Origin of the sequence: Rheinheimera salexigens, assembly GCF_001752395.1 — a bacterium.
GTDB lineage: Bacteria > Pseudomonadota > Gammaproteobacteria > Enterobacterales > Alteromonadaceae > Alishewanella > Alishewanella salexigens.
Genome location: NZ_MKEK01000001.1, coordinates 311323 through 334980, shown reverse-complemented (window position 1 = coordinate 334980; position 23658 = coordinate 311323). Strand labels below are relative to the sequence as shown.

The following is a 23658-nucleotide window of genomic DNA, read 5'->3' as shown; positions in this document are numbered from 1 at the left end:
AAAATAACTAAGTTTCATAAACTTAGCCTCATCTATTCTCGGCAGTTTATATTGCTGTCATGGTAACTAACGCTGAAACAATAAACTCAGGATTTTGCAAGTCTTCACGCTGATATACCTTGCTGCTAATACCGCTAAATTGCACGCTGGCACCTGCTTCAAGGGCGATAATATGCCCCGCTCCGGTGTCCCATTGCATGGTTGGGCCAAAGCGTGGATAAACATCCGCGGCGCCTTCGGCCACTAAACAAAACTTTAACGAGCTACCTACCGCTACCATTTCATGTTGAGGGAATTGGTTTAAATAACCCGCCAAATCAGGGCTAGGGTGACTGCGGCTACCCACTATGCGTATCACTTTGCCTGGGGTACTTACTTTAGCCTGCTTAACAGCCGTACCAGTTTTAATAAAAGCGCCTTGGTCTTTACTGGCGTAATAGGTTTTACCTAATACTGGCGCGTAAATAACACCCAATACTGGCTCGCCGTTATCTATAAGGGCAATATTTACCGTAAACTCGCCATTACGTTTAATAAATTCTTTGGTGCCATCTAACGGATCAACTAGCCAATAACGCTGCCAGTTTTTACGAATATCCCAGCTAATATCAGCGGCTTCTTCTGACAAAATAGGCAGTAGTGGGGTTAGCTTGCTTAACGCGCTGACAATAAGCTGATGAGCTGCTAAATCGGCAGCGGTAAGCGGTGAGGTATCAGCTTTATCAGTAATATTAAACGCCGTATTATCCTGCTGGTAAATAGCCATAATCGCGCTACCCGCTTGTTCAGCAATGCTAATCACATCAGGTAAAAATTTCATTTAGTTAATAATTTCCTTTAGCGTCAATAGTTGCAGTAATTGCTTAACGCTATCTTGCAGTGAAGTTATTGAAGTATCAATCACCAGATCTGCTGTAGTGGGTGCTTCGTACGGATCTGAAATACCGGTAAATTGACTTATTTCACCAGCACGGGCTTTTTTATATAAGCCTTTAACATCGCGTTGTTCGCACACTGCTAGCGGTGTAGCAATGTGTATTTCAATAAATTTACCGTCGGCTATAAAGCTTTTTACCAACTCACGCTGCTGCCGATACGGTGAAATAAAAGCACTAAGTACTAATAACCCCGCGTCAGCCATTAAACCGGCAACTGCGCCCACACGACGCAAGTTTTCACTGCGATCAGCTGGGCTAAAGCCTAAATCGGCGCACAAACCATGCCGTACATTATCACCGTCTAATAAATAGGTGTGCTTGCCTTGGGCAGCTAAAGCCTGCTCTAGAGCATTCGCTATAGTAGATTTACCTGAACCCGATAAGCCTGTAAACCATAACACAGCACTTTTATGACCCAATAAAACCTCACGTTGGACGGTAGTGACATCGAGTTGCTGCCATTTAATATCCTTATTTACAGGCTTATTTTCAGCGTTAATTGCATTGCTATTATTCATACATTTCATCACTTAAAATGGGTAAATTAGAGGTAAAAATATCAATACTACTGCACTGTATGCCAACACCATGGGTACGCCAAGTCGAATATAGTCGCGTAACTGGTAATTGCCCGCCGAATACACCATTAAATTTGTTTGATAACCAAAAGGGGAAATAAAACTGGCTGAAGCACCAAAGGCGACCGCCATAAAAAAAGGTACCGGGTCCACCCCTAAATTCTGGGCTATGGCATAAGCAATAGGAAAAGTTAGCGCTGCGGCTGCGTTGTTTGTGACCAGTTCAGTAAATAGCCAAGTAGCAATAAATACCGCAATAAGCGCACCGTAAGCACCGCTGCCATCAAGCCACTGGATCAGCGTATTGGCGATATTACTGGCTATGCCGGTTTGGATCATCAACTGAGCTAAACCAATTGCCGAGCCGACAATAACCCATAATTCTAATGGAAAACGATTTTTTAATTCTTTTATGTTTATAGCACGACCCGCAACATAGCCTATTAACAGTATTGGTAAACTTTTAATCAGTGGAACAATACCAACAATAGCCAACATCAATGTCGCCAAAAAGCTGAATAACACCCAGTTACTCAGGCTTTTAGGCAAAGGTGCGCTGATAGATAAACCATTAACATAAATAAAGTCTTGGCTAAGTTGATGCTGGCCAGGAAAATGCTGACCAACGGATAAAATAAGTACATCTCCGGCATGCAGCACTAAGTCACCTAAGCCACCTTGCAACCGCTCATGCCCTCGGCGCACAGCAATTACTACGGCATCATATTCATGGCGAAAACGGTTTTGTTTTAAACTTTTACCGACTAAGCGTGAGCTGTAACTGAGTACCGCTTCAAGTAGCTCTCCGGGCTGCTGATCTTGGCGTAGTAGCTGTAAACCTGCAAACTGCTGTAAACGTGACACCGCCGTTATATCACCAACAAAGCGCAGCTCGTCGTCTGCTGCAATTAGTGTTTCGGGTGTTACTGGGCAAATACGTTCTGAACCGCGCTGTATTTCAGCTAAAAATAGCGCTTTAAGATCACGCAATTGATTTTGTTCAACAGTTTTCCCTATCAGTTGGCTGTCTGAGCGTACATGTGCACTTAAATAGTAGGGCGTGCTAGCACCGCTTTGCTCACGATTATCCGGCAACCAGTGGCTACCAATGATAAGCACGATACCCCCAGATATAAGCACTAAAACGCCAAGCAGGGTAAAGTCAAAAAAACCCAGTACAGGCTCGCCCGTTTGTTCAACAAAGCCGTTAACAATAAGGTTGGTAGAAGTGCCAATTAGCGTTAGCATGCCACCTAAAATAGCGCTGTATGATAGCGGTAGCAGTAACTTAGAGGCTGCGAAGTGGTTATGATGCCGTAACGAAGCCATTAACGCTGCTACCACCGCCGTGTTATTAATAAAGGCCGACATTAACGCGCTAGACAAGCTTAAACGGGCAATAACGCTGGCTAAGCAACGACCTTGAAAACCTCGACTTAACCAACTCACCAGTTGTGATTTTTCAATAGCGATGGATACTAACAGCAGTAATATTAAGGTAAGTAGTGACGGATTAGTAAAATTTTGTAGTGCAACATCCAGTGTTAACCAGCCGGCCAAATAACTTAATAGTAAAGCACCGCCAAACCACAGCGCAGGCGAGCGTTGACTAAAAATAAGCGCTGCTACTAGTGCCAATAATAGCGCAATAACACCATACTGCTGATACAGCATTACTTATCTGCCTTAAGTAACTCGCGCACGTCACGGGCACCCCAATGGCAGAAGTGCTTACGAATAAGGCTGTTAAGTTCTATTTCAAAGCCACTAATATCCGCTGCCTTAGTACTTTCTTCCGCTAAAACATTCTGAATTAAGCCGGCCGCTACAGTAGTATTGCTTAGCCGATCAATCAAAATAAAGTTACCGGTACCGGGTTGGTTTTTAAAAGTATCCAATGGCAGTGTTTCGGTCAGTTCTAATTCAACTAAGGCAATATCATTAATAGTTACATCTTCGGCAGATTCTTGGGCTAAAGTATTAATATTCACCTTATGATTTAATCGATTAATACTAACGCTGGTTTTACGCGTTGCCAGTTTTAAATCATATAATCGGCCGGTTTGTAATGGTTGGTCATTAAACCACACCAGATACGCCAAGGCGCGGTTAGTCAGGGTAACGGTTTCAGTAGAGGGCACTAACCAGTCACCCCGACTAATATCAATTTCGTCATCTAACGTCAGCGTTACTGCTTGCCCTGCACTAGCTGATGGTTGTTCGCCTGCAAAGGTAATTATTTGCTTAATGGTGGTTTTGTTACCCGATGGATATGCGGTAATAGCTTGGCCTACTGCTAAACGACCACTGACTACAGTCCCTGCAAAGCCGCGAAAATTTAAATCTGGCCGATTGACATATTGCACCGGAAAACGAGTAGCGCTACCGTTTTTTTGCGGTATGGGCAGTGTTTCTAGCAGGGGCAGTAGTGCGCTACCGGTATACCAAGGCATATTAGCTGAACGGGTTAAAATATTTTCACCCTTTAAGGCGCTAATGGGCACTATGTCTACCGTTGGCACCTGAAGTTGCGCCATTAAGGCCTGAATTTGTTGCTTAATGGCATAATAAGCCGGTTCGCTGTAACCAATAATATCCATTTTATTGACCGCAACAATTAAATGCTTAATGCCTAATAAAGCACAAATAAAACTATGACGACGAGTTTGCTTTTGTACTCCGTAACGGGCATCAATTAATAATATCGCCACATCAGACGTAGACGCGCCGGTGGCCATATTGCGTGTGTACTGCTCATGACCTGGGGTGTCGGCCAAGATAAACTTGCGCTCGGTGGTGGAAAAATAGCGATAGGCCACATCAATAGTAATACCTTGTTCTCGCTCGGCCTGCAGGCCGTCAACCAACATGGCTAGCTCTAATTCGCCATCGCTGTTCCGGCCTTTATGATCACGCTTTAATGCGTCTAATTGATCATCATATAACTGCTGGCTATCGTGCAACAGCCGGCCAATAAGGGTGCTTTTGCCATCATCGACACTGCCGCAGGTTAACACGCGCAACAGGCCTTTAGTTTGATGTTGTTGCAGGTAACCGCGAATACCTAGCGTATTTAACTGCTGATTTAATGATGTAACCGTTGCTGCTGACATTAGAAATACCCCTCGCGTTTTTTTAATTCCATACCTGACTGATCTTGATCAATAACTCGCCCTTGCCGCTCTGAGGTGCGAGCGCGCAGCATTTCTTCTACTATGGATTCAAGGGTATCGGCGGTTGATTCAATAGCGCCTGTTAGTGGATAACAGCCTAGCGTGCGAAACCGCACAGATTTTAGCTGCGGCGTTTCGCCAACCTCTAGCGGCATGCGTTCGTCATCAACCATAATAAGACTGCCGTTCCGTTCTAGCACTGGCCGCTTTTTAGCTAAATACAGCGGTACAATGTCGATATTTTCTTGCAGGATATATAACCAAATATCTAACTCGGTCCAGTTTGATAATGGAAATACCCGAATACTCTCGTTATCATTAACGGCGCCGTTATACAGTCTCCATAATTCTGGTCGCTGATTTTTAGGATCCCAGCGGTGATGTTTGTCGCGAAATGAATATACCCTTTCTTTAGCTCGAGATTTTTCTTCATCCCGTCTGGCACCGCCAAAAGCGGCATCAAAACCGTATTTATTTAGCGCTTGTTTTAAGCCAGCCGTTTTCATAATGTCGGTATGTTTGGCGCTACCATGTATAAACGGATTTATATTCATGCTTAGGCCTTCTGGATTTTTATGTACCAGCAGTTCAAAGTTATACGTTTTGGCCAGACGATCACGAAACTCAATCATTTCCCGAAACTTCCACCCGGTATCAACATGCAGCAATGGAAACGGAATTTTGCCTGGCGCAAAAGCTTTACGTGCTAAGTGCAATAATACCGATGAGTCTTTGCCTATTGAGTACAGCATGACCGGCTTTTTAAATTCGGCGGCAACTTCACGAAAAATATGAATGCTTTCTGCTTCAAGCTGTTGTAAGTGTGTTAGGGCGCTGGTTAATTCTGACATCGGTTAATCCTTAAGCCATCTGGCTTAGTTTTTGATTAAATACAGTAGCTTGACTAAAAACGGCAGGTTGATTAAGTACGGCAGGTTGCGGCCTTTGGCCAAACCAATGTAAGTCCTGTTGCAAACTCACTACATCACCAATAACCAGTAGTGCGGGAGAGCTGATTTGATGTTGTTGTACTAACTGGGCTAAATCTTGTAATTGACCTGACACAATACGTTGTTCAAGCCGAGTGCCGTTTTCAATGATGGCGACTAATGTTTCGCCGCTACGCCCCGCGCGAATAAGCTGCTGCTGAATATGGCCCGCTTTCATTAACCCCATGTAAATGACTAGGGTTTGATTTGCCTTGCTCATGCTTAACCACTCGGGTTCACTGCCTTCACTTTTGCAATGACCCGTAACAAACTGCACACTTTGAGCATGATCACGGTGGGTTAACGGTATACCTGCATAAGCAGCACAACCGGCAGCAGCGGTAATACCCGGCACGACCTGAAAAGCAATTTTATGTGGCACTAGGGCTTGTATTTCTTCCCCGCCACGGCCAAAAATAAAGGGATCACCGCCTTTTAAACGGCAAACTTTTTTACCGCTAAGCGCTAAATCTATTAGCAGTTGATTGGTGTCTTGCTGCGGCACTGAGTGCTCACCGGCTTTTTTACCGACACAAATTTTCTCGGCGTCACGACGCACCAACTCTATGATCTGTGGTGATACTAAATAGTCATACACCACCACATCCGCTTGTTGCATTAATTGCAGTGCTTTAAGAGTCAGTAACTCCGGGTCGCCTGGACCAGCGCCAACAATATAGACTTCTCCGCTTAACTGTTGCGGAGCATTAAGTAACTGCTGTAAATGTTGCTCGGCTTTGTCTAATTGATTAGCTTGTACCTCGCGTACCACAGCAGAATTAAATACGCCCTCCCAAAACTGCCTACGTGCCGCAAAGCTAGTAAACTTAGCCTTTACTTTGCTACGAAAGCCGCCCACTAGCTGGGCCAATGTACCTAAATGTTGCGGTAACAGTGCTTCTAATTTTTCACGCAATCGCCTTGCTAACACTGGCGCGGTGCCAAAACTAGAAATGGCAATGAGAATAGGGCTACGATCAATAATGGCAGGGAATATAAAGCCACACTTAGCTTGGTCGTCTACGGTATTTACCAGCATATTGCGCGCAGTTGCGGCTTTATACACAGCAGCGTTAACCCTATCGCTGTTGGTAGCAGCAATCACCAATAGTTTGTTATCAAGCAAACTAGGCACAAAATAGCCATGAATTAACTCAGCCTTACCCTGTTGTTGCCAGGCGATAAACTCAGCAGCAAACTCGGGGGCAACCACAATTAGCTTAGCGCCAGCACTTAACAGCGTACCAGCCTTGCGCAGCGCAACCGAACCGCCACCCACTACCAAAACGGGTTTATCCGTTAACTGAACGAAAATAGGTAAATACTGCATGGCCACTCCTACACCGTAATTAAAACAATAAAGATTCACTTTGCAGCATTTAGATTAGACATCTAAACGTCTTTACGGTAATAATTAATTACGCTTGTATATAACGAAATAGAATTAGCAGAAGGATTAATATATTTACATTGGCTAATTTAATGACTCATTACGCTAACTGTAATACTTATAGCGCCAATAAAAAGTCAAAAAAAAAGCGGCAACCGAAGTTACCGCAAAGAGGAAGAGCTAGGAGTGATAAGAGTGAAATAACCCAAATTTACAACTTTTACTTAAAAGCGAACTTAGTGGCGAATTAAGTAATCAAATGCGCCTAACGAGGCCGTGGCACCGGCACCCATGGCAATAATAATCTGCTTAAACGGTGTTGTTGTCGCATCGCCGGCGGCAAATACGCCAGGCATAGAGGTTTGGCCACGGTCATCAATAATAATTTCGCCACGAGGTGATAACTCAATAGCGCCACGTAACCATTCAGTATTAGGCACTAAACCAATTTGGACAAAAATACCTGCCAACTCAACATGGTGCGAGTCGCCTGTTTTACGATCAGTGTAGTTAATACCGTTTACTCTATTGCCATCACCAGTGACTTCTGTGCTTTGAGCGTCAGTAATAATAGTAATATTGGCCATAGAATTAGCTTTTTTAATTAATACTGCATCGGCGCGTAATTCCGGCGCAAACTCCAGTACAGTGACATGTTCAACAAGACCAGCTAAATCGATAGCGGCCTCGATACCCGAATTACCACCACCAATAACGGCAACACGTTTACCTTTAAATAACGGGCCATCGCAATGTGGACAGTAAGCGACGCCTTTACCGCGATACTCTTGCTCACCCGGCACGTTCATTTCACGCCAGCGCGCACCTGGAGATAATACTAAGGTTTTACTGTTCAGTACCGCACCATTAGCTAATTCCAGCTGAATTTTGTCGCCTTTACTTAACTTAACCGCACGTTGACCATTCATGATATCCACATCGTATTCACGAACATGGGCTTCTAGATTGGCAACTAACTTAGGCCCTTCAGTATGTTGAACCGAAATAAAGTTTTCGATACCCACGGTATCAGCCACTTGGCCACCAAAGCGCTCGGCAACAATGCCGGTTTGTAAGCCTTTACGGGCAGCATAGATAGAGGCTGCTGCACCTGCTGGGCCACCACCGACCACCAGAACATCAAAGTCGGCTTTATTTTTTAGGGCTTCAGCTTGGCGTTGTTCAGCATTAACATCAATTTTTTGAATGATTTTTTCTAAGGTAATGGCGCCTTGTGAGAATAGCTCACCATTTAAATACACCGACGGTACCGACATCACATTTTTGTCCGCGACTTCTTGCTGGAACAAAGCACCATCTATCATCACGTTGGTGATATTAGGGTTTATGGCCGACATAATGTTTAATGCTTGCACCACTTCAGGGCAGGTTTGGCAACTTAATGACACAAAGGTCTCAAAAGCGAAGTTACCCGGTAATTGACTAATTTGTTCAATAATCTCGGCATCCTCTTTAATAGGATGGCCACCTGAGTGTAATAAAGCTAGGACTAAAGAGGTAAATTCATGGCCTAAAGGTACGCCAGCAAAGGTAATTTCAGTGCCCTTTGCCACAGAGCGTACTAGCATCGATGGTTTTCGTTCTAGTGCTTCATCATCGCGACGCAATGTTACCAGATCAGATAATTCAGCAATTTGCGTTGCTAGGTCATTAACTTCTGCAGCTTTAGCGCTATCGTCTAAAGAGACTACCAATTCAACCTCAGTTTTTAGGTTCTGCAGATAGGTTTTCAAAGCTTGTTTAAGGTTAGTATCTAACATAAAAACTCCTTAATGTGTTTAGACGATAAATTTTGGGCACAACTAAGCTAAAACCTGGCCGTAACCTGAATCCAGATTGATAAAAGCTGAGCTTGGGGAAAGCCGGGCGAAGTAAATCACCCGGAGATAACACGACTAAAACTACTCGTATTGTAGCTAACTGGGGTAAATAACCGCAGTCAGCATTTGCACAAAGGCTGTGCCTTAGATTTTACCGACTAAATCTAATGATGGAGCTAAAGTTGCTTCACCTGGAGTCCACTTAGCTGGACATACTTCGCCATCATGGTTAGCAACATATTGTGCCGCTTGTACTTTACGGAACAATTCTGCAGCACTACGGCCAATGCCTAAGTCGTGAATTTCAGCAACTTTGATTTCGCCTTCAGGGTTAATAACGAAAGAACCACGTAACGCTAAACCTTCTTCTTCAATCATCACGCCAAAGTTACGCGTCATAGTACCTGTTGGGTCACCGATCATTGGGTAGGTAATTTTCTTGATAGTTTCAGAAGCATCATGCCACGCTTTGTGCGTGAAATGAGTATCTGTTGATACTGAATATACTTCAACACCAGCTTCTTGGAATTTAGGGTAGAAATCAGCTAAGTCGCCTAACTCTGTTGGACAAACAAAGGTGAAGTCAGCTGGGTAAAATACTACTACCGACCATTTACCGGCTAAATCTTTTTCTGAAACTGGTACGAATTTACCTTGATGAAATGCAGTTGCATTGAACGGCTTAATTTTTGTATTAATAATAGAAGACATAGTCTTACTCCTTTAGGTTAGTTCATAGTTTTTGTTCCAACTGCAGCTATCATAGCCCAGTACTCTTTACTTTTAAAACGAATAAAACAAATCACATCAATCGCTTTAATCGATTAGCATTTATTTTTTAATTATTCTGTTCAGCTGACAACAAGCTAAGCTTTGTCATAATCATCAGCAAATTAAGAATAATTGGAGTGAAAATATGCTATTTTTTAAACGTCTAACAGTTTTTTCTGCTGCGGCTTTACTTGCCGCCTGTCAACAAGTTAACTTGCCGCAAGGTGACTATCAGCAACTATCAGCTGAAGAAACTGAAAAGCCATTACAACTCTTATTACAAGAAGGTAAAATTTCTGGTTTTACTGGCTGTAATAACGTAATGGGCCAATATAGCTTAGATAAGGGCGAGCTTGTTGTTTCTCAACTGGCAAGCACCATGATGGCCTGTGCACCTGAAGATATGCAGCGTGAACAACAGTTTAATCAGTTTTTACAAAACAGACCCAAAGTCAGCATAGAAGATAACGTATTAATCTTAAGTGAAAATGAGACAATTTATCAATTTAGCTTACGCTAAAACATAGTGTTAATTATTATTTATACTGTTAGTTTTGCAAGCAGAAGCAATAATGCTTTTGCTTGTGATCTTACTTTTACTTTAGAAAGTTTAAATACCGTCACCGTCTACATGTAAACCACATTCGCGGCCAAAACCATTAAATCGGGTATCTTCTTCACTCATTCCCAGCTCTAACTTACGCGTGGAATGGGTATCACCAACCGATACATAGCCCTGCTCCCAAAGCGGGTGATAACTTAAGCCATGTTGTTTTAGGTAATAAAATATGTCTTTATTACTCCAATCAAGAATCGGCTGTACTTTTACTGCTCCGCGGCTAATTTCAACTACGGCTATATCGGCACGAGTACTACTTTGACTACGGCGTAAGCCGGTAAACCAACAGCCTACTTGCAGCTCTTTAAGTGCCCGTTGCATAGGCTCTACTTTATTGATTTGATTATATTGTTTAATACCTTCTGCACTTTGCCATAAACGACCATAACGTGCTTCTTGCCAAGCGGGGGTTAGGTTAGCGCGATACACCTGTAAATTTAGTTTCAGCTGCTGAGTTAACTGCTCTATAAACTGATAGGTTTCAGCAAATAGATAGCCTGTATCAACGAGTACCACGGGAATATCCGGTTGCTGTTGTGACAATAAGTGCAACATTACCGCAGCTTGAATGCCAAAGCTTGAGCTTAGCATTGGCTGTTGTGGCAAGTACTCTAGCGCCCAATTCACTCGCTGTTGTGCAGTTAATGGCGCTAGTAATTGATTAATTTGATCTAACCATAGCTGTTGCGTCGTGGCATCTTGATTCAAAATAGTCCGAAATTTATGATTTTCCACTTTAGTTATCATTGCAGTTGTGGCCTGTTTAGCTATAAAAGTCATCTTTAGGCACCACTACCGGCGTCACTACGCCAGCCCTTATTACAAAATCGCCAAAACCTTCACTATTATTGCTACGCTCGCTGGCCCAGCGGCCAATAAGGCTATCTAAGGTCGCTAAAATCTCGGCTTCGGCCACATTATCCAACAGTAAACGCGGAATACGCGTACCTTCGCGGTTACCGCCTAAATATAGATTATATTTACCCGGCGCACGGCCAACTAAGGCGACTTCCGCCAGCATGGTGCGACCACATCCGTTCGGGCAGCCTGTTACGCGCAGTATAATATGCTCATCGCCAATATTATGTTTAGTGAGCAAGGTTTCAACTTTACTAACAAATGCCGGTAAATAGCGCTCGGCTTCGGCCATCGCCAGCGGGCAAGTTGGTAACGCCACGCACGCCATCGAGTTTTTACGCAGTGCACTATGGCTATCATCAATTAAGCCGTGAGCACGGGCAATCGCTTCAATTTCTGCTTTTTTCGCCGCTGCTACGCCGGCAATAATCAGGTTTTGGTTAGCCGTAATGCGAAAGTCGCCTTGATGTATGGCGGCAATTTTGGCTAGACCGGTTTTTAAGGGTTTATTGGCAAAATCTAATACCCGACCATTTTCAATAAATAGGGTTAAATGCTGTTTACCATCAATACCTTGTACCCAACCAATTCGGTCACCGCGACTGGTAAAGTGATACGGTTTGATGGCTGCAAAGGTAATGTTAGCACGGCTTGCTACTTCGGCTTTAAACACCTCAAGACCAATCCGATCTATAGTATATTTAGTTTTTGCATTCTTACGATTTGAACGGTTACCGTAATCTCGCTGCACACTGACCACGTGCTCTGCCACTTTTAACGTATGCTGTAATGGCACAAACCCTAGCTCATCGGCCATGCGAGGGTAGGTTGCTTTATCGCCCCAACTCATGGCTAGCCCTCCACCCACTAACACGTTAAAGCCTATTAATTTGCCATGTTCAGCAACAGCAACAAAGCTTAAGTCATTAGCATGTAAATCAATGTCATTATTTGGCGGTATTACCACAGCGGTTTTAAATTTTCGCGGTAAATAGCTATCGCCTAAAATAGGTTCAACTTCGGTGGTTTCGATTTTTTCTTCATCTAACCAAATTTCAGCATAAGCTCGGGTTTTAGGCAGTAAATGCTCACTAATCTTTGCCGCCCATTCATAGGCTTGTTGATGTAATACAGATTCTACTGGATTAGGCGTGCACAGCACGTTTCGGTTAACATCACCGGCCGTAGCAATACTATCAATACCAATATGGTGTAAAAACTGATGCATAGGTTTAATATTTGGCTTTAATACACCATGAAATTGAAACGTTTGCCGTGTCGTTAAGCGAATGCTGCCATATAAGGTGTTGTCTGCGGCAAACTGATCCAGTGCCAGCCATTGCTTGGGGCTAATAATGCCACCCGGCAGTCGAGCCCGTAACATCACATTGTGCAAGGGTTCTAATTTTTGCGCAGCTCGCTCGGCACGAATATCGCGATCGTCTTGCTGATACATACCGTGAAAGCGAATTAACATAAAATTGTCGCCAACAAAACCACCAGTGATCGGGTTCGTTAAATCCCCCGCAATAGTACCGCGTAAATGCTGACTATTGGCCTTTAACAGCTCGTTACCCGACAGTACGCCCGGTGCCACTAAATCTGGGTTAATTGTAAATTGACTCATTAGTACACATCCTTCTGATAACGTTTGGCGACTCGCAGCTGTTCTAAATACTGCTCGGCTTGTTCTGCGGTTTTATTGCCATGTTGCTGCACAATAGCCAGCAGCGTGTGCTGTACATCTTTAGCCATCCGGTTGCCATCACCGCACAGGTACAAATGCGCACCCTGCTCTAGCCATTGCCAAATATCCTTACCGTTTTGGCGCAGTTTATCTTGCACATAAATTTTTTCAGACTGATCACGGCTAAACGCTAGGTCTAACTTGGTTAGCAGGCCAATTTTCAAATAGTTTTGTAGCTCTAGTTGGTATAAAAAGTCTTGGGTAAAATGGGGGGTGCCAAAAAACAGCCAATTTTTACCATTGGCAGCACGTGCTTCACGCTCTTGTAAAAATGCTCGAAATGGCGCAATACCGGTACCCGGTCCAATCATAATGGTGGCAGTATTGTCATTCTCAGGTAGGCGAAAGTTGTTATTCTGCTCAATAAACACCTTTACCTTATCACCCTCGGCTAACCGCTCTGCCAGAAAACCAGAAGCACCACCTAAATGAGTTTTATCAAATGCGTTATAGCGCACCACACCTACCGTTAGGTGCACTTCATCACCCACTTCAGCTTGTGATGAAGCGATAGAGTACAGCCGCGGTTGTTGCTTGCGCAGCGCATTTACCAGCTGCTGAGCTCGAATAAGCCCAGGGTGTTCGCGAACAATATCAATAATTTGTCGATTGTTAATGTAGTCTCGTAACATGGCTTTATCGCCACTAAGTGCGATTAGCGCTGAGTTATTACTAGCAATCGCATATTTCTCCACAAAGCTTGGATAAGATTGAGTAAGCTCTAACTGCTCGGTTAAGGCTTGACATACCGTTAAGCTAACGCTGCCTAAATTTACCGGCGTATCGGGTGCAATGGCGGTTAACAACAATAATTCCCGCACTAATTGCGGGTCGTTTAAAAAATATAGGCCTAATGCATCTCCCGGCTGATAATTTAAGCCCGAGTTGGCCAGTGAAATTTCAATATGGCGCACATCTTTAGTGGAGTTACGACCGGTAATTTTTTGCAGCGTATATAGCTCTGCTGCATACGGGTTTTGTTTACTGTATTGGCTAGCCTTGTCGCTAGTATAGTGGCTGGCTGTCTGACCCGCTGCCTGATTGGCATCGACACCCGGCCAGGCAATAACCTGTGCCGATAATGGCGCACTAGGCTCGTTGTTCGCAATTAGCTCAGGCTCTAGCTTAGTCATCACGGCCTCAGTCCAGCTGTCAGCTTCAGTCTGATAATCAACATCTAACTCAGCTCGAGTTTGCACCGATGTTGCTCCAAGCTCCGTTAAGCGTTGGTCAAAGTCTTGTGCTGTTTTGCAAAAAAACTCATAACTGGAATCACCTAAACCTAAAACAGCATATTTTAACCCAGCCAGTTGCGGCGCTTTTTTACTAAATAAAAAATTATATATACTGACTGCATTTTCAGGTGGCTCGCCTTCGCCATAAGTAGAAGTGATGATAATTAGATATTGCTCGTTTTTAGCTGGCTAGTTTTGTAATCAGCCATATCAATAATTTTCGCCGTAATGCCTTTAACTGTTACTTGTTTTGCTAGTGCTTCAGCAAGATGGCGAGCGTTGCCGGTTTGCGAACCAAATAAAATGGTCAGACTGGCGATAGCTGGTGCAGGCTGAGGCGCACCCTGAATCTGACCTTGAAGCGCATTCTGCCCAGCTAGCTGGGCGCCGGCAGCAAGATAGCCGCTGACCCAAGCTTGTTGAAGTGGGTTTAATTGGCTAACCACATTTTGCAGCTGACTTATTTGCTGCTCAGACAATGGGCTGGCCTGCGCCACTAGCGAAGATAAAAGCATAAAGCATCCTGTATACTTAATTGTTTCAGATACTTTAGCCATCTATACGTATATATGTATAAGAATGGATTTCTCTTTGATATTCCAAAAAGTAATTAAAAATATATATTAGTCGTCTATCCAACCTAGATATTTTAATTTAAGTTGTTCAGCTTACATTAGGTCTAGCCGTACCATAATGCTGAACAATTCAGGATGATTGGAGCAAATAGATGCTAATTAAACGTTTATCGGTGTTTTCAGCTATGGTGTTATTGACAGCATGTCAACAAATTAACTTGCCACAAGGCGACTACCAACAGCTAGAGGCAAATGCGACACAAAAGCCGTTACAAATAGCATTACATGAAGGTAAAATTTCTGGCTTTACCGGCTGTAATAACACTATGGGTAACTACCAAATAGATAATGGCGAGTTGGTGGTTTCTCAATTAGCTAGCACTATGATGGCTTGTGAACCCAGCGCTATGGAACGTGAGCAAGCTTTTAGTCAGTTTTTGCAAAACCGACCGCAGGTCGCTATTGCCGGTAAAACCCTGACCTTATCTAAAGCAGATCAGCAGTACCAATTTAGCTTACAACCTGACTTAAGCAATGCCACCACAAAGTTAGTCTATGTTGCTGCCGAACGCCAAACCTGCACCGGTGTTGCGGTACAACAGTGCTTAAAAGTACGTGATACTAAGCAAGCAGAATGGCAATTATTTTATGATGAAATTGAAGGGTTTACGCCACAACCCGGTGTAGCTTATCGCTTACGTATAAAAGAAGTTACGTTAAAAAATCCAGCCGCAGACGCTTCTAGTGTGCGTTGGGTTCTTGATATGATTATCGAACAAGAAGTAGTAAATCCATAATTAGCGGTTACTGTTTATTAATCATTATATTTAGCGGTGCATGTTGATACTGATCTCAAGATTTGTTGATACTCACCGCTGGTTTTCAATAACCAAAACATTTCGCTCTCAACACTATTTTTCCTCCTATAACGATATTATTATTTCTATTACTGTTAGATTTTTTTAACTATTTAATGGTTAAATGCACTAACTTATCCTCAACTCTCAGCCAAGATAAAATTTAAATCGTTTAAAAACAACAATATAAAACTGGCCTTAAGTTTGCTTTGTTTAAGTCATATTCACGCCAAAACGCGTTTAAAACATAATGACTAACAATATTAAGAAAGGACAAACTTATGAAAGCCATCATCATCGCCAGTAGCTTACTCCTCAGCACCGTCAGTCAGGCTGCACTCGCCAAGTCAGAGCACAGCTGTGACATCCATTTAGATAAAGATCTGGTGGTTAATTCTCAAAATGTGGCCATAAAAGCGGCTGATAAAGAGCTTTGGCGTATTAATACTCAGGGCCAGTTATGGTTAAAAAACCAAAACATTGCAACGGATCGCGCTACCCAACAAAACTTACAACAGTTTCAAGCTGATATTCGGCAGCAAACTATTCAAACACTAAGCTTAGTAGAAGATAGCTTAGTGTTAGCTAGCGATGCCATTAACAGTGCTGTCAGCGAGTTAACCGGAGAACCCATTGCAAAGTTACCAGCGCTAAATCAAGCTGTTACTAAAATTAAAGCTTATAGTGAACGCTTAGTTTTACAGCAAGAAGATGGCATAACCGTGTACGGTAGCCGCTTTGATACCCTAGATGATGTGTTTGACCAAGCGTTTGAACAAGCCATTGAGCAAGCCGTTACGCAATCAATTGGCAGTATGATGCTGGTGGTTGGCAAAGCGTTAACGACTGGCGAAGGCAGCTTTGAACAGAGAATGGATGCCTTCTCCCAGAAAATGGATAACTTTGGTACTCAATTAGAACAACGTATCGAAAGCCAAGTTGGTATGTTGGAGCAGCGTGGCGAAGCGTTATGTGATAGCTTAATTAAACTAGATGCTTTAGAAACAGCAATACAACAAGCCATACCGCAACTACGCCAATATGACTTAATTGATGCTAAGCGGAATGATAAAGCTTAACTAAATTGATCTTTTGCTGTGGCTAGCGTAGCTTTTGAACCTGTCACTCATATAGTGTCACTGGCCTAGCTTAATGCTGTATATTCAAGCTACTAGCTTTAACAAGTTAATGGCTAAATGGCCTTAAGCTAAAGTAGATTTAATTAATGGAGTAACCTAGGTGAATATAGCCACCCTTTGGATCATTGCCGGTATAGTCCTGATACTGACTGAGTTAATGGCAACCAGTATTGTTGCCGTATTTTTTGGTATTGCTGCCATTATTGTTGGTTTATTACTTAATTTCGGCATTATTGATAGCTATAGCCTGCAGTTTTTAATTTTTGCTGTGTTATCACTGGTGTTGTTGTTTAGTGTCCGTAGTCAGTGTAAACGCTGGTTTGTTGGCTATACCGCTGACAGTTCAGAACAGCCCTCAGCCGTTGCTTCCGATATTGGTAGTCGGGTTATTGTCCACAGTACCTTTGAACATGGTGCCGGACGTGTCGTGTTAAATGGCGTACAGTGGGATGCCGAGTCCGAGCAACCACTGCAAGCAGGCGATGTTGCTTGGGTTATTGCTAATCAAGGCATTAAGCTACAGGTAAGTACCATAAAGCCACATTAATAAACTAAAACAATATACTAAACGTAGTTCCATCTATTTAAGGAGTAAATTTGATGGTTGAGATTAACATTAATACCATTTTAATGGCGGGTTTTGCTTTAGCCGTTATTATTACCATTATTAAAACCGCACGCGTAGTGCCGCAAAAAAGTAACTTTGTTATCGAGCGTTTAGGTAAATATTCTCGCACCTTAGATTCTGGTTTTCATATTTTAATCCCCTTTATCGACAAAGTGGCTTATACCCACAGCCTAAAAGAAGAAGTGATCGATGTGCAGCGCCAAACCTGTGTTACTCGCGATAATATTCAAGTGGGTATTGATGGCATTTTATATCTACAGGTTATAGACCCGCACAAAGCTAGCTACGGTATAAACAATTACCGTTACGCCTCAGCACAGCTAGCCCAAACCACCATGCGTTCTGTTATTGGCCAAACTGATTTAGATAAAACCTTTGAAGAACGCGCCAAGATTAATGAAGAAGTGGTTAAAGCTTTAGACGAAGCGGCCGCACCTTGGGGCGTAAAAGTATTGCGCTATGAAATTGCTGATATTGAGTTACCGCATAGTATTAAAGACGCGTTAGAGCAACAAATGCGCGCTGAACGTGAACGCCGTGCCGCCATTGCTCGGTCAGAAGGCGAGCGCCAAGCCATGATTAACGTGTCGGAAGGCCATCAACAGGAAGTTATTAACCTGTCAGAAGCGGATAAAATGCGTCAGATCAATGAAGCCGAAGGTCGCGCGCGTGAAATTGAGCTAATTGCTATCGCTACCGCAGAAGGTCTGCGTAAAATTGCCGAGGCCATTAATCAGCCAGGTGGTTCAGAAGCGGTAAGCTTACGTGTTGCCGAACAATACGTTAAAGAGTTCGGTAATTTAGCCAAAACCAATAACACGATGATAGTGCCGGCTGAACTAGCCAATATTGGTGGTGCAGTGGCGGGTTTAACTGAAATTTTACGAGTGGCAAGACCAAAAGCGTAATGCAGTATTATTACCTGTTTAAGTATTTAGCGGTTTAAGTATTCAACGGTTTAAGCTTTTAACTTTAAGCTTAAACCGTTCTATTACTCGCTAAGTGCGCCTTTAAACCTGATCTGAAGAAGGTAAGTCTTTAGCCGCAAAATCTTCAGTTGTTTCGGCTAATAACACCGCAACTTGTTGCTCTAATTGTTCCAGCTTTTCTCGGGTACGTAATAATACTTGGCGCTGAACATCAAATTCTTCCCGGCTTACAAAATCCATATCCGCTAATTTCTGTTGTAAAATTTGTTTAATTTTACCTTCAGCGCTATCGGCAAACTGCTTTAACTGAGGCGGAATAACGTTACTAATTTGTTTGGCGATATCTTCAATTTTCTTTGGATCGATCATGCTGTTCTCCTTGGCCACTATACAACTTGGCGTTATTAAATTATCAGTCTTACTATTCTAGTGGCTAAATTTGCTAGGTGCATGCTATTTGCTTTCAATTTTCGTTACAATAGCTAACTAGGGCGTATTAACGTTTACTGGTTGTTTTTGCAGCTGTGTGCTTAATCTAGGTGTGTAAATGAAGTTAAATTCGCAACAAAATGCCGCTGTTCATTATATTTCTGGGCCTTGTTTAGTGTTAGCAGGTGCAGGAAGCGGTAAAACTCGCGTAATTATTAATAAAATCGCCTATTTAATTCAGCAATGTAATTTAAGTGCTCGGCATATTGCTGCGGTAACCTTTACCAATAAAGCCGCCCGCGAAATGCGCGAACGTATCAGTCAACAATTACCCAAAACGGCAACGCGCGGTTTAACCATCTCGACCTTTCACACCTTAGGCTTAGATATTCTTAAAAAAGAATACCGCCATATTGGCTATAAGGCTAATTTTACCTTATTTGATGCCCAAGACAGTTTAGCTTTGATTAAAGAGCTTAGTCAGAGCGATATTCAAGGTGACAAAGATTTATTACGCGCCTTACAAAGCCGGATTAGCCATTGGAAAAACGAGCTTATTTTACCGGCCAAAGCCATTGCCGATGCATCGGACCCACAAGATATAAGCTTTGCTAATTATTACCAGCAATATGTTAAACAACTCAATGCTTATAATGCCTTAGATTTTGATGATTTAATTCTTATGCCAACGTTATTATTTCAGCATAATCAGGCAGTAAAAGAAAAGTGGCAGCAAAAAATTCAATATCTGTTAGTCGATGAATATCAAGACACCAATACTAGTCAGTATCAATTAGTGAAAGCCTTAGTTAACGAGCGACAGCGCTTTACTGTGGTGGGCGATGATGATCAGTCTATTTATTCATGGCGCGGCGCTAAACCGCAAAATTTATCGTTACTTAAAACCGACTTCCCCAGCTTAAAAGTAATTAAATTAGAGCAAAATTATCGCTCAGCAGAGCGTATTTTAAAAGCGGCTAATATTTTAATTGCTAATAATCCACATGAGTTTGAAAAAAAGCTATTTAGTGAAAATGGTTATGGTGTGCCGTTAAAAGTATTGCCGTGTAAACATGAAGAAGATGAAGCTGAAAAAGTTGTGGCCGAAATCATCTCGCATCGGTTTATTAATCGCAGTCATTATCGCGACTACGCTTTATTATATCGCGGTAACCATCAGTCTCGGGTGTTTGAAAAAGCGTTGATGACTAACCGTATCCCGTACAAAATTTCTGGCGGTACCTCGTTTTTCTCACGCAGTGAAATTAAAGACATGATGGCGTATTTGCGCTTAGTGGTAAACCATGATGACGACAATGCGTTATTGCGCATTATTAATACCCCTCGCCGTGAAATTGGTGCCGCGACATTAGAAAAAGTTGGCCTATTAGCTAATGAAAAGCAAATTAGTTTATTTGCCGCTTGCTGTGAGTCTGAGCTGTCGATGCATTTATCCGCGCGCAGCCAAAATGCGGTACAACAATTCGCCAAGTGGATTAGTTTAATCGCCGATAATGCGCAGCGCGCCGATCCTGCTGAAGCCATTCGCGATTTAATTCGCCAAAGTCATTATGAAGCCTGGTTATTTGAAAGCAGTACTAGCCCTAAAGCAGCTGAGATGGCATTAAAAAACATCAATGAACTGTACCGCTGGATCAGTGAAATGTTGGCAGGTAAAGAAGACGAGCCGGCTATGACCTTACCCGAAGTTGTTACCCGCTTAACCTTACGCGACATGATGGAGCGGCAAGAGCAAGAAGATAATGCCGATCAAGTCCAGTTACTCACCTTCCACGCTTCGAAAGGGTTAGAGTTCCCTTATGTGTTTATGGTGGGTATGGAAGAAGGTATTTTACCGCATCAAACCAGTATTGATGAAGGCAATGTTGAAGAAGAACGCCGCTTAGCTTATGTTGGCGTTACGCGGGCGCAGCGCGAGCTTATTTTTACTTATGCCAAAGAGCGCCGGCAATTTGGTGAAGTGATTAAGCCAGAACCTAGTCGTTTTTTACTTGAATTACCGCAAGATGACTTAGACTGGCAAAAACAAGCGCCAGTTAAAACCGAGCAACAACGACAACAAACCGGTCAAGCTCATTTAGAAAGGCTGCGTCAGCTATTAAATAAATAACCAAAGCATAGGGTTAGCTTACAGACTCAGAAGCAGGATCTTTAAAGACAATAAATTGATTTCGTCCTTGAGACTTAGCTTGATACATAGCGGTATCTGCATCACGTAACAAGGCTTCTGCAGTGGTATGCTCTGGTTTCATGTAAGCTAAGCCAACGCTAGCACCAGAGTGAACCTGATGCTCATCCAGTTGAAACGGCTGCTCTAAAGAATTAACGATACGCTGGGCTATTTCTTCAGCGTCATGCTTAGATTGTAAGTTTGTTAATAAGGCTACAAACTCATCACCGCCTAATCTAGCAACGACATCATGCTCACGAATTAATCGCTTTAAACGCTGGCTAGCTTCAACTAAAAAGGCATCCCCCATATGATGACCTAAACTGTCGTTAATGTTTTTAAATCGATCTAAATCAATATACAACAAAACCATCTGCAGTTTTGGTTGCCGTTTACTTAAAGCAAATTGCTGCTTTAATAACTGTAAAAACATTTGTCTATTCGCTAAGCCAGTTAAAGCGTCATGATTGGCTTCATAAAACAATTTCGCTTCGACTTTTTTGCGCTCTTCAACTTGCTGGCGTAAAAACAGATTAGTTTGTCTAAGCTCTTGAGTGCTTTCAAACACTCTGCGCTCAAGCTCTTCTTGATGTTGTTTTTGTTGCTCTGTTGCTAACTTGCGCTGAATAGCAATGGCTATATTTTGTGACACAAAACGTAAAATACTCAGGTCTTGCTCACTATATTGATATTGCTGATGGTAAGCCTGCACCGTTATCACGCCTATGGCTTGGCCTTCAACTAAAAGAGGAGCACCTAACCAGCTAGTACAAAAGTGATTTAACTTATTTGGATTTGAAACTTCACGTTGTATTTCACCCGCTAAGACTAATTTAGTGGCATATTCAGCATTAATCAGTTTTGCTTCACCACAGCGCAATATATATTCAGTGAATCCTCGACCTAGTGGCCGCTCTATTGCTGGTTCAGAATACTGGTCAAGATAAAATGGAAAGCTCAATGTCGATTTATCTTTATTTAATAAAGCAATAAAGCAATTTTCTGCCGGCATTAACTCTGCTAATACTTGCTGCATGGCTAAATAAAAGCTGGCCATATCTTGGCTACTGCCCGTAATCTCTGAAATTCTATACAGCGCCGCTTGTAATTTTTCAGCATAAATTTTTTCTTGAATTTCTTTTTCTAACGATATATTTGTGCTTTGTAATTCTTTTGTACGATGCCGCACAGTTTCTTCTAACAACTCACGATTTTTTACTCGATCTAAGGCAGTAATAGTGTGGCCACCAATACTGTTAAACAATGCTAAATCAACTTCGGTATAACGATATTGAGCATTATAAGATTGGATCGCCATCACACCGATAACCTGACCTTCGCGGCACAACGGAATACCTAACCAATGAGCACAAGGTGAACCTTGCGCTTGAATCTCACCTTGTTCAACTAAGGTGTTAAATAGCCCTTCATCACATAACAGTGCTTGACGAGTACGAGCGACATAGCCGGTTAAGCCTATAGAAAACTCATTTGAGGATACTTGGTCGATAATGGCTTGATCTTTTTCATCTGAAAAATATTGTGCAGAATATTGGTTAGTACTGTTATCGTAAAACACCACATAGAAATTTTCTGCATGCAGAAACTCAGCCACCATTTTATGAATAGCGGGATAAAAATCGCGCATATCACTAATGGTACTGGCTAACTCAGATAATCTAAGTAGGGCACCTTGGGTAATATAAGCCTGCTTATAGCGCTGGATTAATAATTTTAGCCGCCGCAGATGGATGTTTTTATTTTTAGACACAGATTTAGCTCTTATCTTCCCTATAGGCTAAGTTTAGCTTGCTCTTATTCTGTACCACTTAAGGGCACTAATGTTAACACTTCAATTATGCATAAATTTTCGCCAGATGGAAGCTTTATCGATGTTTATTTGTCTGCTTAGGCTTATATAAGTGCAGCAATAAAAAAGCCGCGATTATCGCGGCTTCCAAAATAAATTTTATTTAGTCTGAGTATTACACGCCGTCAGTCATAAATTTAATCGCTGCGGCTAATTCATCATCAGAACAATCGGCACAAGTACCGCGGGCAGGCATGTTACGAATACCTTCAATAGAATGTTTTAATAAAATATCAAAACCTTGCTCTAACCGTGGCTTCCATGATGCGTCACCTTTTTTTGGGGCATCTAATGCACCCGTACCATGACAAGCAAAACAACTTGTTTGATAAACTTTTTCCCCACTACGAGGACCTGAAGCGTCAGTTGAGGCAACAACGGCCCCAGCAACATACACTTGTCCTACTGGTGCTAAGCGTTTAGCTAACTCTGCATTATCTGATTCTGAGCTAGCATTGACACCTAACGTCATTAAAAGCAGGGCAATAGCAATGGTCAGTTTGTTCATTATCTGTGATCCCGTCATGAAAGCCGTAGAAATTTGTTGCATTATAGCCCCCAAGCAATAAAAAGTGGAAGCTTAAAACACGCGCAAACCGCAGTTAGCTGCTAATAAAGTGGCAACTAGTCGCTAATTTAACTGCGATTATCATAGCAGATTTTTTTTAAATGATTAACCTTTGCCGCTGCAGATATTGCTAAGCCAAATGCTTTAAGCCAAATAAAGTGATATTTAATACAAAATATTTTTTGTTTTGGTTGGTTTCTGCTAACTTTATGCTAATCTAACTGGCTAAGTGGATTAGTTTTTTCGGTACTAGTTAACGCTAGTAACACAAAGTTAAAACAGTTTTCCACAAAATGGATATATAGTAACAATGACTAAGGAATAGTTGCCACC

General features: G+C 42.4%; 19 protein-coding genes and 1 pseudogene. 6 read left to right on the top strand and 14 right to left on the bottom strand.

Going from position 1 to position 23658, the window contains the following annotated elements; all coding sequences use genetic code 11:
* Window positions 1-46 precede the first annotated feature (46 nt).
* The 8 genes from cysQ to ahpC form a co-directional block, all read right to left on the bottom strand.
* Entirely contained in the window at window positions 47-820 is a 774-nt protein-coding gene (gene cysQ, locus BI198_RS01600) for a 3'(2'),5'-bisphosphate nucleotidase CysQ (protein ID WP_070047972.1), read from the bottom strand.
* Window positions 821-1456 (bottom strand): adenylyl-sulfate kinase, encoded by a 636-nt coding sequence (gene cysC, locus BI198_RS01595; RefSeq protein WP_070047971.1) that lies wholly within the window; start codon window positions 1454-1456, stop codon window positions 821-823.
* 12 nt (window positions 1457-1468) lie between these two features.
* Window positions 1469-3190, bottom strand: coding sequence for an SLC13 family permease (locus BI198_RS01590; protein ID WP_083256527.1), 1722 nt, complete (start codon window positions 3188-3190; stop codon window positions 1469-1471).
* Window positions 3190-4629, bottom strand: coding sequence for a sulfate adenylyltransferase subunit CysN (cysN, locus tag BI198_RS01585; protein ID WP_070047970.1), 1440 nt, complete (start codon window positions 4627-4629; stop codon window positions 3190-3192). Before cysN ends, BI198_RS01590 begins: the two co-directional genes overlap by 1 nt.
* Window positions 4629-5540 carry a sulfate adenylyltransferase subunit CysD gene (gene cysD / locus BI198_RS01580; protein ID WP_070047968.1) on the bottom strand — a complete coding sequence of 304 codons (912 nt, stop codon included), beginning with the start codon at window positions 5538-5540 and terminating at the stop codon, window positions 4629-4631. The genes cysN and cysD overlap by 1 nt, the downstream gene beginning before the upstream one ends.
* A gap of 10 nt (window positions 5541-5550) precedes the next feature.
* Complete coding sequence (cysG, locus tag BI198_RS01575; protein ID WP_070047967.1) at window positions 5551-7008, bottom strand: siroheme synthase CysG; 1458 nt, start codon at window positions 7006-7008, stop codon at window positions 5551-5553.
* Window positions 7009-7304: 296 nt separating this feature from the next.
* Window positions 7305-8849 carry an alkyl hydroperoxide reductase subunit F gene (ahpF, locus tag BI198_RS01570; protein ID WP_070047966.1) on the bottom strand — a complete coding sequence of 515 codons (1545 nt, stop codon included), beginning with the start codon at window positions 8847-8849 and terminating at the stop codon, window positions 7305-7307.
* A 204-nt stretch (window positions 8850-9053) separates the two neighbouring features.
* Complete coding sequence (gene ahpC / locus BI198_RS01565; protein ID WP_070047965.1) at window positions 9054-9620, bottom strand: alkyl hydroperoxide reductase subunit C; 567 nt, start codon at window positions 9618-9620, stop codon at window positions 9054-9056.
* A gap of 205 nt (window positions 9621-9825) precedes the next feature.
* Here ahpC and BI198_RS01560 point away from each other — a divergent pair, with 205 nt between their 5' ends.
* Complete coding sequence (locus BI198_RS01560) at window positions 9826-10200, top strand: META domain-containing protein (RefSeq protein ID WP_070047964.1); 375 nt, start codon at window positions 9826-9828, stop codon at window positions 10198-10200.
* A 90-nt stretch (window positions 10201-10290) separates the two neighbouring features.
* Here the strand turns inward: BI198_RS01560 and BI198_RS01555 are convergent, their stop codons facing one another.
* The 3 genes and pseudogenes from BI198_RS01555 to BI198_RS01545 all read right to left on the bottom strand — a co-directional run bounded on the left by BI198_RS01555 (window position 10291) and on the right by BI198_RS01545 (window position 14654).
* Window positions 10291-11046: a phosphoadenylyl-sulfate reductase gene (locus tag BI198_RS01555; protein WP_070050551.1), complete on the bottom strand. Its 756-nt coding sequence runs from the start codon at window positions 11044-11046 to the stop codon at window positions 10291-10293.
* A 16-nt stretch (window positions 11047-11062) separates the two neighbouring features.
* On the bottom strand, window positions 11063-12784 hold the full coding sequence (gene cysI / locus BI198_RS01550; protein WP_070047963.1) for an assimilatory sulfite reductase (NADPH) hemoprotein subunit: 1722 nt from the start codon (window positions 12782-12784) through the stop codon (window positions 11063-11065).
* Window positions 12784-14654, bottom strand: a pseudogene (locus tag BI198_RS01545) (assimilatory sulfite reductase (NADPH) flavoprotein subunit). Before BI198_RS01545 ends, cysI begins: the two are co-directional and overlap by 1 nt.
* Before the next feature lie 212 nt (window positions 14655-14866).
* Between BI198_RS01545 and BI198_RS01540 the strand changes: the two are divergent.
* From BI198_RS01540 to BI198_RS01525, 4 genes are all read left to right on the top strand, one after another.
* Window positions 14867-15511 carry an META and DUF4377 domain-containing protein gene (locus BI198_RS01540; protein ID WP_070047962.1) on the top strand — a complete coding sequence of 215 codons (645 nt, stop codon included), beginning with the start codon at window positions 14867-14869 and terminating at the stop codon, window positions 15509-15511.
* Between the two features lie 341 nt (window positions 15512-15852).
* Window positions 15853-16650: a DUF2884 family protein gene (locus tag BI198_RS01535; RefSeq protein WP_070047961.1), complete on the top strand. Its 798-nt coding sequence runs from the start codon at window positions 15853-15855 to the stop codon at window positions 16648-16650.
* A gap of 160 nt (window positions 16651-16810) precedes the next feature.
* Complete coding sequence (locus BI198_RS01530; protein ID WP_070047960.1) at window positions 16811-17257, top strand: NfeD family protein; 447 nt, start codon at window positions 16811-16813, stop codon at window positions 17255-17257.
* A gap of 53 nt (window positions 17258-17310) precedes the next feature.
* A complete protein-coding gene (locus BI198_RS01525) occupies window positions 17311-18246 on the top strand; it encodes an SPFH domain-containing protein (RefSeq protein WP_070047959.1) in 936 nt (311 codons plus the stop codon).
* A 102-nt stretch (window positions 18247-18348) separates the two neighbouring features.
* Here the strand turns inward: BI198_RS01525 and ubiK are convergent, their stop codons facing one another.
* Entirely contained in the window at window positions 18349-18636 is a 288-nt protein-coding gene (ubiK, locus tag BI198_RS01520; protein WP_070047958.1) for a ubiquinone biosynthesis accessory factor UbiK, read from the bottom strand.
* 178 nt (window positions 18637-18814) lie between these two features.
* On the opposite strand from ubiK, the gene rep reads away from it, so the two are divergent.
* Window positions 18815-20827, top strand: coding sequence for a DNA helicase Rep (gene rep, locus BI198_RS01515; protein WP_070047957.1), 2013 nt, complete (start codon window positions 18815-18817; stop codon window positions 20825-20827).
* Between the two features lie 13 nt (window positions 20828-20840).
* Here rep and BI198_RS01510 read toward each other — a convergent pair whose 3' ends face one another.
* Entirely contained in the window at window positions 20841-22658 is a 1818-nt protein-coding gene (locus BI198_RS01510; protein ID WP_235605195.1) for a sensor domain-containing diguanylate cyclase, read from the bottom strand.
* Window positions 22659-22872: 214 nt separating this feature from the next.
* Window positions 22873-23265 carry a c-type cytochrome gene (locus BI198_RS01505; protein WP_070047955.1) on the bottom strand — a complete coding sequence of 131 codons (393 nt, stop codon included), beginning with the start codon at window positions 23263-23265 and terminating at the stop codon, window positions 22873-22875.
* Window positions 23266-23658: the final 393 nt, after the last annotated feature.